The organism is Bacillus alkalicellulosilyticus, from assembly GCF_002019795.1.
Taxonomy (GTDB): Bacteria; Bacillota; Bacilli; order Bacillales; family Bacillaceae_F; genus Bacillus_AO; species Bacillus_AO alkalicellulosilyticum.
In genome coordinates this window covers 3773771-3787579 of record NZ_KV917381.1, presented here as the reverse complement: position 1 = coordinate 3787579, position 13809 = coordinate 3773771, and the positions used below count along the sequence as shown (strand labels likewise).

Annotated in this window: 14 protein-coding genes; 12 read left to right on the top strand and 2 right to left on the bottom strand. The window is 36.2% G+C overall.

What is annotated here, in order from left to right; genetic code table 11:
* The first annotated feature begins 65 nt into the window (after positions 1-65).
* A complete protein-coding gene (gene refZ / locus BK585_RS18970) occupies positions 66-698 on the top strand; it encodes a forespore capture DNA-binding protein RefZ (RefSeq protein ID WP_078555504.1) in 633 nt (210 codons plus the stop codon).
* Here the strand turns inward: refZ and hisJ are convergent.
* Positions 685-1515: a histidinol-phosphatase HisJ gene (gene hisJ, locus BK585_RS18965; protein WP_078555503.1), complete on the bottom strand. Its 831-nt coding sequence runs from the start codon at positions 1513-1515 to the stop codon at positions 685-687. The two genes, refZ and hisJ, sit on opposite strands and share 14 nt — an antisense overlap.
* Before the next feature lie 272 nt (positions 1516-1787).
* Here hisJ and ezrA point away from each other — a divergent pair, with 272 nt between their 5' ends.
* The 5 genes from ezrA (at position 1788) to BK585_RS18940 (ending at position 8226) form a co-directional block, all read left to right on the top strand.
* A complete protein-coding gene (gene ezrA / locus BK585_RS18960) occupies positions 1788-3494 on the top strand; it encodes a septation ring formation regulator EzrA (protein ID WP_078555502.1) in 1707 nt (568 codons plus the stop codon).
* A gap of 300 nt (positions 3495-3794) precedes the next feature.
* The gene (locus BK585_RS18955; protein ID WP_078555501.1) at positions 3795-4934 is read left to right on the top strand and encodes a cysteine desulfurase family protein; all 1140 of its coding nucleotides are present in this window, start codon (positions 3795-3797) and stop codon (positions 4932-4934) included.
* A 6-nt stretch (positions 4935-4940) separates the two neighbouring features.
* Entirely contained in the window at positions 4941-6146 is a 1206-nt protein-coding gene (gene thiI, locus BK585_RS18950; RefSeq protein WP_078555500.1) for a tRNA uracil 4-sulfurtransferase ThiI, read from the top strand.
* A 114-nt stretch (positions 6147-6260) separates the two neighbouring features.
* Positions 6261-6464 (top strand): alpha/beta-type small acid-soluble spore protein, encoded by a 204-nt coding sequence (locus tag BK585_RS18945; protein WP_078555499.1) that lies wholly within the window; start codon positions 6261-6263, stop codon positions 6462-6464.
* A gap of 166 nt (positions 6465-6630) precedes the next feature.
* On the top strand, positions 6631-8226 hold the full coding sequence (locus BK585_RS18940; RefSeq protein WP_078555498.1) for an amidohydrolase: 1596 nt from the start codon (positions 6631-6633) through the stop codon (positions 8224-8226).
* A gap of 146 nt (positions 8227-8372) precedes the next feature.
* On the opposite strand, the gene BK585_RS18935 is transcribed toward BK585_RS18940, so the two are convergent.
* A complete protein-coding gene (locus BK585_RS18935; RefSeq protein WP_078555497.1) occupies positions 8373-9170 on the bottom strand; it encodes an NAD kinase in 798 nt (265 codons plus the stop codon).
* 145 nt (positions 9171-9315) lie between these two features.
* Between BK585_RS18935 and sppA the strand changes: the two genes are divergently transcribed.
* From sppA to BK585_RS18905, 6 genes are all read left to right on the top strand, one after another.
* Complete coding sequence (sppA, locus tag BK585_RS18930) at positions 9316-10314, top strand: signal peptide peptidase SppA (RefSeq protein WP_078555496.1); 999 nt, start codon at positions 9316-9318, stop codon at positions 10312-10314.
* Between the two features lie 10 nt (positions 10315-10324).
* A complete protein-coding gene (locus BK585_RS18925; protein WP_245805923.1) occupies positions 10325-10819 on the top strand; it encodes an RDD family protein in 495 nt (164 codons plus the stop codon).
* A 103-nt stretch (positions 10820-10922) separates the two neighbouring features.
* Positions 10923-11585 carry a DUF2953 domain-containing protein gene (locus BK585_RS18920; RefSeq protein WP_078555495.1) on the top strand — a complete coding sequence of 221 codons (663 nt, stop codon included), beginning with the start codon at positions 10923-10925 and terminating at the stop codon, positions 11583-11585.
* 13 nt (positions 11586-11598) lie between these two features.
* Positions 11599-12048, top strand: coding sequence for a GerW family sporulation protein (gene ytfJ / locus BK585_RS18915; protein ID WP_078555494.1), 450 nt, complete (start codon positions 11599-11601; stop codon positions 12046-12048).
* A gap of 137 nt (positions 12049-12185) precedes the next feature.
* Positions 12186-12686 carry a thiol peroxidase gene (tpx, locus tag BK585_RS18910; RefSeq protein ID WP_078555493.1) on the top strand — a complete coding sequence of 167 codons (501 nt, stop codon included), beginning with the start codon at positions 12186-12188 and terminating at the stop codon, positions 12684-12686.
* 122 nt (positions 12687-12808) lie between these two features.
* Positions 12809-13801 (top strand): class I SAM-dependent methyltransferase, encoded by a 993-nt coding sequence (locus tag BK585_RS18905; protein WP_078555492.1) that lies wholly within the window; start codon positions 12809-12811, stop codon positions 13799-13801.
* Positions 13802-13809: the final 8 nt, after the last annotated feature.

Below are 13809 nucleotides of genomic sequence, written 5' to 3'. Positions count from 1 at the left end.
ACATTTGTTATCTTTATCGAAGTATATACTAGGCTAACTAAGCTATCATCACTAGGGGGATAGTAATGACTACTGTAAAAGATGGGACTAAGCAAAAAGTAATAGATTCGGCTATTTCTCTTTTTAACGTACAAGGATACAGTGGAACCTCCGTACGAATGATTTGCGAACGAGCAAATGTTAACGCTGCTCTTATTTCATATTATTTTGGAAGTAAAAAAGGGTTATTGGAATACTTAATGATTACTTTCTTTGAGGGCTACCTCCAGGCACTAGAGCAAGGAGCTATCATTGAAGGAAAAGAGGATGTAAGAGCTTCATTATTAGGAAGCATTGAACACGTTCTCTATTATCAACAGGAACATCACGATGTTGCTCGGTTTGTTCATCGAGAGATTACACTGGACACGATGTTAGTAAGAGAATTAATGAGTACTTATTTGATGAAAGAAAAACATATCTTTTACGAAATATTAGAAAAAGGGATGGAACGTAAAAAATTTACGAACCAGCCCATCGATTTTATTATTATTCAGATAAGAGGGATGATGACACTGCCGTTCCTGCATCCCCAATACATCCGTGAAGTCCACCATCTGTTGCCTCATGACCGATATTTTATTGAATCTTACATTCAGTATGTATCAGTTTGGATTGATAATTATTTATGTGATCCAAAAATACCTACGTTGAAGTAATTGTTGGAGCGGATAGTGTGATGTCTTGACTTATCGTATTCGAGCCTTGTAATAATCCCTTTGCACTATGAGCATCAGAGCCATAGACGAGAGGGATTTTTCTTTTTTGTGCTTCGATTGCGACTGTTTCGGGTGGGTATGTTTCCTCGCATAAAGGTTTAACTAGCCCAGCGCTATTATAATCTAGGCTCAATCCCTGACTCTTAATATCATCTAAAATATTCATCACGACTGCCCAATAAGACGTAGAGCATGGAAATCGTTTTTGGAATTTATGTACTAATGTCATATGGCCTATACGTCTTGGTTTAAAAGGTCCAAGTGGAGCTAGTATGGATTTCTTAAGAGTGGCGTAATAGCTGTCATAAATCGCTTCGACCGAACCGAAGACCGAGATCATCTCGCCAAAAAAGTCGTCACTATAGTCCATACAGTAGTAAGCTTGTTTGTGTTTTAAAAAATGGACTGAGAGGATACTGTCATCCAATTGTGGACCATGCTTCATTAAAAAGTCAGTAATTTCTTCTTCGTACCCTTCTATAAAATCGACTTCTAATCCAATTAGTATTTGAATTTTTTGTTGATACGTTTTCTTTAATTGGGTAAGTTGCTTTAAATATTCCGGTAAATCTTCAGCTTTCATGGCGCTGTCTTGTTGTGGAGTTGGGTCCATAAATCCTTTTGGTAGCGGAGCATGTTCTGTAAATGTAATTCCTTTAAGGTTTTTGGAAATGGCCGTTTCTATGTAAGTAATAAACGAATCTAGTGAGCCGTGTGGACAAAAAGGCGTATGAATGTGGCTATCATAGTGAATCATTTTCAGTCCTTCTTTCTACAAATTTTTTTCGTCTGTATTCTTCATCTTTTTAGTTCTGAAAAGATTTTCAAAATAATTATAACGTAACATACCGATACATTAGGAAATTTTAGTGATTGAATTGAAAAAAATGATTCAAAAAATGTCATTCCATGGTATCATATAATGTAACAAATACATGCAGATTTTAAAAGGTTTTGTTGAAAAATAGAGAATGATAGAAGAGAGATGCTCTCTGTAATGGAATATAAAGGAAATGAGTTGAAGAAAATATGGAAGTTATATATGGAATAATCATTATTGTTGTTGCAGTCTTTATATACGGGGCAGTTTCTAGAAATCGAATTTATAAGGAAGTTGACCGTATAGAAGATTGGAAGATTAAGATAATGAATCGCCCCATTACAGATGAAATATCTAAAGTGAAGAGTTTAATTATGTCGGGTGAGACAGAAGAGAAGTTTGAACAATGGAGAAATAGCTGGGACCATATTGTTGGTTCTACATTGCCTGATATTGAAGAAAAACTCTTTGATGTTGAAGAATTTGCGAATAAATATCAGTTTAAAAAGGCTAGAACATTACTAAACGTTCTTGTAGAAGAAATGAATCGTATTGAAGAAATTTTAAAAACGATGCTTGCAGACATTTCACTTCTGGTTGAAAGTGAAGAACAAAATCGTAAGGATATTAGTGAAGTGGAAAAGCAATTCCTAGACAATAAGAAGTACTTTAACATCCACCGAAACTCATTTGGTGTTGCCTCTGGATCAATAGAGCAAAGACTCGAAGCGGTATCCGTCTCATTTGAAGAGTTTAAAGAGTCAACGGAACAAGGAAATTATATCAAGGCAAGAGATATACTTCAGTCGGTTACTTCGACGATTTCAGATATCCAAACGATGCTCGTTGACATTCCAAAATTACTTATCCAATATCAATCCGTAATTCCAGAAGAGCTTAGAGAATTACAACAAGGAATCATTGATATGGAAGAAGGTGGGTTTAGTCTTCACCACTACGGAATTGAAGAAGAGATAGAAAGATTATCATTGGATTGTGTCAAGCAATTAGATGGAATAGCCAATTTGGAAATAACAGAAGCGAAGCAAGCTCAAGAAAATATAAATGAAACCATTGAGAAATTATATGAAACGATTGAGACTGAAGTTGAAGCGAAGGTAAAGGTGGAAGAATTAGTTGTAGAAATTCAGACAAATCTGAGTAGCATTCAAAATAGTCTAAAAGAACTTCAACAAGATACGACTAGCACACAGCAAAGCTATAAAATAGATGAAAATGAACTTCAAAACCAACAAGGTTTGAAAAAACAACTGCAAGAAATGTCCAAATTGCTTATTGAAATAACAACTTCAATTGATACAAATCAAAAATCATTTAAGGATATCTTAGATATGATGACTATCTTTGAAGGGAAATATCATCAGGTTGTAAATAAAGTAGAAGAATCAAAAGCGTATTTAACAACTTTAAGGCAAGAAGAAATTAATGCAAAATCAAAGTTAAAAGGTCTAAAACAACAGCTAATTGAAGGAAAACGAATTTTACAAAAAAGCAATGTTCCTGGCTTGCCAGTGAATATCATTGATGAATTAAAGCTATCTGAAGATAAATTAGTCGATGCGATGCAGAAGCTTGAAGAAGTTCCTCTAGAAATGGGTGCTGTCAATACTAAGGTTGAAGATGCGGCAACTCATGTTGATACGGTGTTTGAGCAACTTCTTAAGACGATTAATGATGCTATGTTGGCTGAACGTTTGATCCAGTATGGAAACCGCTACCGTAGTAAATCGCAAGCACTAGATGAAAAATTAACAGAAGCTGAATATGCATTTAGAAGCTTTTATTATGAAGATGCTATAGAATTGGCGTATGAAACAATCAAGCCTTACAATCCTAATATTATCGAAAAACTAACAGAAGAAACAAAAGAAGAACAACAGCTAGTAGAGAGTTAATCGATATCCAAAATGGATGTAATTAAAGGTGTAATTACCTTTTGTTACATCCTTTCTTTTTAGACTAATAATAAAGGATAAAATTTAGCTCCCTTATAAATGTCTTGCTAGCAAAAAGACGGCTTTGCCGTTTTTCTTACAAAGTAAGAATGTATAAAAAATTTAGATGCTCATAGATGTCTTTTAAGCTAAATCAGAAAGGACCGCTTTGCGGTTTTTCTTATACAACATTTTTTCTCTTCTTGAACAATTTATGATAACATAAAATGATGCAGAGGGTCTTAGTCAAAGGAGACAAGTATGATTTATTTAGATAATAGTGCTACAACAAAACCATATAAAGACGTACTTGATACGTATGTCAAGGTTTCTGAAACCTACTTTGGTAATCCATCTTCGTTGCATAATGTTGGATTGCAAGCAGAACAGTTAATTATAAAATCAAGGCAATTGGTTGCTTCCCTTTTAAAGGTGGATGCTAAAGAAGTTGTTTTTACCTCTGGTGGGACAGAAAGTAATAACTTAGCAATTAAAGGAATTGCCTTCGAGCATAGCGGTCGTGGAAAGCATCTTATCACTACATCTGTGGAACATCCGTCCATTGATGAAACGTTTAAATCGCTTGAAAAAATAGGCTATGATGTAACCTATTTACCTGTAGATGAGAACGGGATCGTCCGCTTAGAGGATGTTCGAAAAGCTTTACGTTCGGATACGATTCTTGTTTCGATGATACATGTTAACAATGAAACAGGAGCGATACAACCGGTTAAGGAAATAGGGAAATTGCTATCTCGATACCCAAAAGTCTTCTTTCATGTTGACCATGTACAAGGAATAACAAAGGTTCCACTGTCGTTAAAAGAAGCAAAAATCGATCTTTGTACGATATCCGCTCATAAGTTTCACGGTCTTAAAGGAAACGGGGTCCTTTATGTTAGAAGTGGGGTTCGCTTATCTCCTATTCTTCTTGGAGGTGTGCAGGAAGCAAAATTACGTGCAGGCACTGAGAATGTAGCGGGTGCAGCAGCTTTAGCAAAAGCGTTACGTCTTTCGATGGAACAAGCTAAAAATGTTCAACATTTATATGAATTAAAAAGGTTAACATGTGAAAAACTGTCAACGATTGAAGGCATTTTCTTAAATAGTAAAGAAAAGAATTTTGCACCTCATATTGTCAACTTTTCAATTCCGGGAGCAAAGCCAGAAGTCATTATTCAGTCACTTTCTGAAAAAAACATATATGTATCTACAAAGTCAGCTTGTTCGTCAAAGTTAGCTTCTCCGAGCAGGGTACTTCTTGCGATGGGAGTAGGGAAAAAGAAAGCAGAAAGCGGTATAAGGGTAAGTTTTAGTTTTGAAAATACAAAAGAAGAAGTGTTGATTTTTACTGAAATTATGTCGACACTTGTTCCAGAATTATTAGAAGTTATGAGGTAGATAAAGATGATATATGATCATATATTAATTCGTTATGGAGAATTGGCGCTTAAAGGGAAAAATCGAACTGAGTTTGAGAAAACATTAAAATCAAACATCAAACAGGTGATTAAACCATTTTCACAATGTAAAATAGAAAGAACGTTCGGTCGTATGATGATTGAATTAAATGGGGAACCGGTTGAACCCATTATTGAAAAACTCTCCCATGTATTCGGAATCCATTCATTTAGTGTGGCTATGAAAGTCGAAAATGACCTAGAAGCGATAAAAGCTGCCGCGTTGCAAGCGATTAAAGATAAAGAAGATGTAAAAACGTTCAAAGTATCTTCCAGAAGAGCGTTTAAAACATTCCCAATTGAGTCCCAAAAGTTAAATCATTACATTGGTTCACACATTTTAATTAATACTGATGGGATTACTGTTGATGTACACAAACCTGATGTTGAAGTGAAGGTTGAGGTGCGTGAAACCGCAACCTATATTACCTGTGGAAATATTCCTGGGGCTGGTGGCCTTCCTGTTGGTACAGGCGGTAAGGTAATGTTAATGCTTTCAGGTGGAATTGATAGTCCAGTTGCTGGTTATTTAGCAATGAAAAGAGGATTGAAAATTAATGCAATTCATTTCCATAGCCCGCCGTTTACAAATGAGCGAGCAAAGCAAAAGGTAATGGATTTAACAAAAATTCTTACTCAATTCGGTGGTACGATTCATTTGCATTTAGTTCCTTTTACAGAATTACAAAAGGCGATTCATGAGAAAATTCCTAGTAATTTTGCAATGACAATTATGCGAAGAATGATGTTACGCATTAGTGAACGGATTGCAACTGAGCAAAAATCTCTTGGAATAACCACGGGGGAAAGTTTAGGTCAAGTGGCTAGCCAAACCCTGCATAGTATGAACACGATAAATGAGGTAACAAACTTACCAGTTATTCGTCCGTTAGTTACAATGGATAAACTGGAAGTGATTCAGATTGCAGAAAAAATCGGGACTTATGAAACATCTATTTTGCCATTTGAAGATTGTTGTACGATTTTCTTGCCACCTCAATCAAAAACGAGACCCAAGCGTGAGCATGCGAATAAATATGAAGCTAATTTTGATTATGAAAGCTATATTGAAGAAGCCCTACAGCAAACAGAAGTTGTCAAAATAACGGCATCAGAGCGTGTAAACGATACTGAATTGGATGACTTATTATAAAGTAAAATCTATTGGGCTTTTTTTCTAGGTAAAAAGAAACAATTACCAACGTGTTTTCTTGTATGAAAAACCTCCTTCTGACACAGTCTATAGGTAACAAAGGAGGTGAGAGACATGGCAAACAGCAATAACTCAAACCAATTGCTAGTACCTGGCGTACAGCAAGCATTAGACCAAATGAAAGTTGAAATCGCTCAAGAATTTGGTGTAAACCTTGGTGCTGACACTACTTCTCGTGCTAACGGGTCTGTAGGTGGAGAGATCACTAAGCGTTTAGTATCAATGGCTCAACAACAAATGAGCGGATACCAACAATAATCAACAAACATTAAATATAATGGCTGAAAGGGTGACGGACTATACCGTCATCCTTTCTTTTTTATGTCATTTTTTTTTACAATGAAATATTATAATATAAGCCTATTTGCATTTACTTAGGAAATTTGACAGGATATAGCTATTGATTAAAGAAAGAGGGGTTTTCATGGGTACGTTATGGTATAACGGAACTTTTTTTACGATGAATGGAGAAAGTGAAACTGTTGAAGCAGTTTATGTTGAAAAGGGATATATAGTGGCAATCGGAACTAAAGTTGAACTTGAACACATACACTCTAACCAAATCAACAAACGAATTGATCTTCACAAAAAATACATTTACCCAGGTTTTGTCGATAGCCATCTACATATCATTGGGCACGGAGAAAAAATAATACGTTTAGATTTATCAAATGTTACGAGTGCTGAAGAAATGAAGCAATTACTCCTAAATAAAGTTTCAAGTACGAAGAAGGGCGAATGGGTAATTGGAGAAGGTTGGAATGAAAATAATTTTCCGGACCGAAAGATATTCCATCGTCAAGAGTTAGATGACATTTCATCTGAACATCCTATCATGTTAACTCGAGTTTGTAGACACGCTATTTTAGCCAATTCGAAAGCTCTTGAAATTGCAAAAATTAGGAAAAGTCAAGTTGATCCTCAAGGAGGCATTATTGTAAAAGATAATGAAGGAGAACCAACCGGTTATTTATTAGATGAGGCTCAGGAAATAGTAAAAGAATGTGTACCTGAAGTGAGTGAAGCTTACTTACATAAAGCCTTACAAGTTGCCGTTGATGATATGCTTAGTTTAGGTCTAGTAGGTGGGCATACCGAGGACTTAGCTTATTATGGAGGATTTGAACGAACGTTTACTACTTTTCAAAAGGTCATAGATGGTACAACTAGGAAATTTAGAGCTCATTTACTCGTGCATCACGATGTCGTAGATACCATGCAACAGAATTACAACCAAGGAGAGATCACACCGTTTCTTGAATTTGGTGGAATGAAAATCTTTGCTGATGGTGCTCTAGGGGGGCGAACGGCCTTACTAAGTAAACCGTATAATGACGCTCCTGAAACTTCAGGTGTAGCGATTCATACCAGTGAGGAGCTTGAGAGCCTAGTGAAGAAAGCGCGTGACTATGACATGTCAGTGGCAATTCATGTGATTGGTGATTTAGCTTTAGAAATGGCGATTGAGACCATCAAGAAACATCCTGTAAAACAGGGGTTAAGGGATAGGTTAATTCATCTCCAAGTAACTAGGAAAGAGTTGCTAGTTGAATTACAGAAACTATCTGTTGTGTTAGATATTCAACCCATGTTTGTGTCATCGGATTTTCCATGGGTTCAAGAACGACTTGGCGAAGAGCGTCTTCCTTATTCTTTTGCTTGGAAAACGTTAATGGAACATGGCCTGCATTGTGCAGGTGGGTCAGATGCCCCTATTGAACCCGTAAATCCGTTGCAAGGAATTCATGCAGCTATAACTAGAAGGAAACCTGAAGAAAGTCATGAAGGTTACGGAAAAAATGAAAAACTCTCGGCGTTTGAAGCCGTTTCGCTTTTTACAACAGGAAGTGCATATGCTATCGGAAAAGAAGAAACAAGAGGAAAAATCTTCCCAGGATATACAGCTGATTTTACCGTTTTAGATCAGAATTTATTTGAGATTGAACCAGATCAAATTTTAAAAACAAAAGTGTTAAAAACGGTGGTAGACAATACAATTATGTATGAAAGAGGAAACTAAAAAGGTGCCCTTAGTTTCCTCTTAAAAAAAAAAGCCTTTGTATCTTTTAAGCTTGGCTGAGAGTATGAGAAAAGACCGCTTTGTTCAGCAAGTTGTGAGAACTACACTCACTTCAGCAAGTTGTGAGAACTACACTCACAACTTGCTTATAAAAATTTACGTTGGACTTTGTGCCAGAAGGAATTGTTTTTTAACTTCAATACTTTGATGTGTTTTCCGGATAACTTTATTTTTAATTCCTTGGAATGTCGAATGCTTAAGGCTTCGTTATCTAAACCAATAATCGGATGGTCATTTCCGTCTTGTACGACTTGTAAAGATAATGTTCGTTCTCCACTTAAGATAAAAGAAGTTCCTAACGTACGGTACTGATTGTTATTTAAAGAAGCAATTTCACTTACTTGCATGGACGGAAGTAATGGGTCAACAATCGCACCTTGAACTGATTTATTATAAGCAGTACTTCCTGTAGGAGTGGAAATAATCATGCCGTCTCCTCTAAAGGTTTCAAACTGTAAGTCATCTATGTAGACATCAATTACAAATGTTTTAATGACGTTTGACCTAATTGAACATTCGTTTAAACAATAAAATGGTTTATCCTCATCAATTGTTACTTCAATGGTTGGATAGCGTCGTACCTCGACTTCTTCATTCTTCATAGCTTCTAACATGATCATTGGATCTTGGGCAGTGAAATCAGTATAAAATCCAACATCATCAATGCTAACTCCTACATATAAACAGTCGTCACGAAAATTTGTTTTTCGAATTGCTTGCAAGAAGGCATTATCACCACCTACGCTTGCTATAATATTTGCCTCGCTTACATCCTCCACAACTGTAAATCCTTGTTGGGTTGCAAGAACTTTGAATTCTTTAATCTTCTCTTCGTAGACTGGTGTATGTTTTCCATAAAAAAATATATTTTTACGATGCGGCATTTACAATTCTCCTTTTTAGAAAGTATCCTTCTTTATTCTCCCCATTCTGCTTTATCTTATCATACCGACCGAACACTTTGGTTTTATTCCTGTGAGCATTGTGTTAAAATTTAACAATGTATAATGCAGAGGGAGGAAGAAACTTATGAATAGTAAAAGATGGATAGCGCTTATTGCCGCGGTAGGTCTTCTTTTTGTTTCAATGATTACTCACGTAGCATCAATGGCATTTTCATCGAATTTTGATGACTTATTTAGTATGGAGGAACAAACGTGGAGTGAAATAATTGAAGAGCATGGAGACAGTACTGGAAAAATTGCAGTATTAGATGTGAATGGAGTGATTCAGGATACGGGTGATTCTGTATCCATTTTTGATGTAGCGGGTTATCGGCACCGTAGCTTTTTATCAATGTTAGAACATGCCGGTCAAGATCCTCTAGTTGACGGTATTCTTATTCGCGTTAATACGCCTGGTGGTGGTGTCGTAGAAAGCGCAGAAATCCACGATAAAATAACAGAGATTCAAGAAGAATATGAAAAGCCGATTTATGTATCGATGGGAAGTATGGCTGCTTCAGGAGGGTATTACATAGCTGCACCAGCAGATAAAATCATTGCACACCCATCGACAATTACAGGGTCTATTGGAGTTATTATGCAATCAATTAATGTTGCAGAATTAGCAGAAAATATTGGAATTCAAGAACAAGTCATAAAAAGCGGCGCTCATAAAGATATAATGTCGATGACAAGGGAAATGACAGAAACGGAAAGAGAAATTATGCAAGAAATGATTGAAGAGGTATTTGATGATTTTGTTGAAGTTATTGTCCAAGGCAGAAATATGTCTGAAACTGAAGTGAGAAGGTTAGGAGACGGTCGAATTTATACTGGTAAGCAAGCATTAGCAGAAGATTTAGTAGATGCATTAGGTACACGCGACGATGCAATTGACATGTTAATGGATGACATTGGAAGAGGTAGATTAGATGTGATTCGTTATGAACAGTCTATTGGATTTAACCAATTGTTTGGTATGACGGCTCAGCGTTTCCTATCAAGGAATGATGATTTACTTGGGATTAATGAATTAATGAACCGTTCAAATTCCCCAACATTAATGTATCTATATACAAGGTGAGGTGATTTTGGTGGATGAAAAAGAAATAAATAATTATAATGAAGAACATGTTATATCTATGGAAAAACCCGAAGAAATCCTTTTGTACGCGGGATTTTGGATGAGGTTTTGGGCATTTTTACTTGACGGAGTTGTAATCTTTAGTGTAAATGGTATTGTCATTTACCCGATTTTACGTTTTACGGGCTTGATTGATGAACGATTCCTTACATTTGCCGTAGGTGGGACCCTTACAACCATTGTCTCATTTTTATATTTTGTTCTTATGACAAAATATTTTCAGCAAACTCTTGGAAAAATGGTATTCGGACTTAAAGTAATAACCGTAGACAGAGGACCACTGTCATGGCAAACTGTTATCTTCCGAGAAGTGATAGGGCGTTACATTCACCAAGCTTTGTTTTTCTTAAGTGCACTATATGTTGTTGTTGCCTTTTCGCGTAAGAAACAAGGGATTCATGATAAAGTGGCTGATACGTATGTCATTCTTGAACCAAGGGCATAATAGAAAAACCTGTTAGCATTTGTTGCTGACAGGTTTATTTTATTGTTATCTAGCTAATAATGTAGAATGCTATGGAAAAAAGAGTGGAAAAAGGTGAACAGATATGAATTGGGTAATTGCCGCTCTAGTACTACTACTGATTTTCTTTTTAATCCTTGTAGTAACGAAAATTACGATACATATTACATATTATCATCATGGAGTTGATGATGAGTTAGTTGTTCGTATGCAAGCGTGGAAAATCATTACATATACAATGAAGTTGCCATTAATAAAAATTGATGACGATTCTGCTTCTGTCATTGTAGAAGAGGAACATGGTGTAGGTGAAGCGGATTCAAAAAAGAAGTTAAAAATTACTCCCGAATACTTAGTAGAGAAATTTAGACAACTTAAAGAGTTCTTGCAGCACATCGTTGGCTTTCATAAAATTGTTCGGAAATTTCTTCGGAAAGTATCAGTGAGGGATATTAAATGGAACAGTCAAATTGGAATTCATGATGCTGCATTAACTGGCTTTTTAAGTGGAATGATATGGAGTGTAAAGGGTGGTATTATCGGTATCATATCTAACTACTTTAGGTTGTTGGAGAAGCCTAAATTATCGATAACACCTAACTTTCAAAGAAAGGTTACACGTACTGATTTTTCATGTATCATTTCGTTTCGCCTAGGGCATGCTATAATCGCAGGTCTATTAATTGTACGTCATTGGAAGAAGCGACCAAGCTTCTTCCAATCAGTAGACGAAAAAGTTAGCGGTTAAGGAGGAATGTATTATGTCTGAACATCCAATTCAAGGTTTAATGCAAACAGCAATGGAGAACTTAAAAGAAATGGTCGATGTAAATACCATTGTAGGTGACCCAGTAGAAACACCAGATGGCAGTGTAATTATGCCAGTTTCCAAAGTAGGGTTTGGTTTCGCTGCAGGTGGTAGTGAATTCGTCATTGACCATGGTCCAGAAACTGAAGATGAACATCCTTTTGGTGGAGGTAGTGGTGGCGGTGTTTCAATTACACCAATTGCCTTTTTAGTCGTAAGCTCTACTGGTATTAAAATGGTTCACCTTGATGGAAGTACTCATTTATATGAAAAATTGATGGATTTTGCTCCACAAGTCGTTGATAAGATTCAACAAATGATTGGTGGTAACAACAACCAAACAAACATGGGAACACCTCCAACTAATCCAATGGATTCACCCATGAATGACGCATCTATCTAATACAAATAAAAAAAAAAACTAAGGCGACCAGCCTTAGTTTTTATTTTTGTGTAGCCAATAATAATAGGTATTGGTTGAATTATTACACAGAACATCCTATGATTACACTGTACATAAAACTAAGGAGGAGATTTAGTATGGCTAGTATTACGTTTAAAGGAAATCCAATGACGTTGTTAGGTAATGAGGTAAAAGTAGGAGACGCAGCACCTGAATTTTCGGTTTTAGCGAATGATTTATCACCAGTTTCATTAGCAGATTCTAACGGTCAAGTTCGTTTGATTAGCGTTGTACCTTCGATTGATACAGGAGTATGTGACCAACAAACAAGACGTTTTAATGAGGAGGCTTCTTCATTAGAAGGCGTTAAGATTTTAACGGTAAGTGTGGATTTACCTTTTGCTCAAAAGCGTTGGTGTGGTGCAGCTGGGATTGAAAATGTTCAAACCCTTTCTGACCATCGTGACCTTTCTTTTGGAAAAGCATATGGTTTGGCAATTGAGGAGTTACGCTTATTAGCTAGAGCCGTGTTCGTTGTTGATTCAAACAATAAAGTGGCATATGCGGAATATGTTTCTGAGGCTACAAACCACCCTGATTATGAGGCAGCAATTGCAGCTGCTAAAGCAGCTCAGTAATATCTAAAAAACCTTTGGTAGTTTTCTACCAAAGGTTTTTTAGATATACCGTAAATTCTATTTTTAAAATGGCTATAATGAATATGATACAATATGTGGCATGAGGAGAAGGAGGAACAACAATGGTAGAAATAAAATCAGAGGTAGAACAATTATTCGTATGTCTTAATGAATGCGCGGAACTTGTCAAAGAAGAGTTAAATATTACATATTTAGAGGCATTGGCTGAAGCGGGCGAATTTTTATATGATAATGGTGCGATGATCAACTTAACACCATCTACAAAAAAACATGTTCAAGAGCGAGTGTCAGCGATAGACGTTGACAGCTATCAAGCTGAACATATAAGAAAAGCAATACAACTTGCCGTCTTAAAAGGAATGAAAGAGGCAACACAACCTCACCATGCGCTTACTCCAGATGCGGTTGCTTTATTTATCAGTTATTTAGTAAATAAATTACAAGCTGGAAAAAAGAATTTTTCCTTACTTGATCCCGCTATTGGTACAGCAAACTTAGTATCAGCTGTTGTTAATCAAAGTCCATCTCTGGTGGCAACTTTTGGATTTGAGGTCGATGAGACCCTTCTTAAAGTAGCGTATGTAAGTGCTAATTTACAACAGTCAGAAATCCAATTATTTCATGAGGACAGCATTCGTCCAGTTTCACTTCCAGAGATTGATATGGTCGTCTCAGATTTACCGGTAGGATTTTATCCAAATGAGGAAATAGCAGACCAATATGTACTGAAGGCAAAGGAAGGAAAATCTTTTCTTCAACATTTAATGATAGAACGGACATTTCAAGTCGTAAAGCCAGGTGGATATATGGTGTTTATCGTACCTAACTTTCTTTTTGAAAGTGAAGAAGCACCAAACCTTCACCAGTTTTTGAAAAACGAAGGAATTGTGTTAGGTTTACTTCAATTACCAGCTTCTATGTTTAAAGATGCAAAGTACGGGAAAAGTGTATTGCTTCTACAGAAAAAAGGGGAAGACGTAAAAACGCCAAGGCAAGCCTTGTTAGCAGAACTCCCTTCATTTTCTAATAAAGACGCCCTTTCAGATATGATGAGACAAATTGATAAATGGTTTAAAGAACAGCTAAGGCTATAAACGGTTTA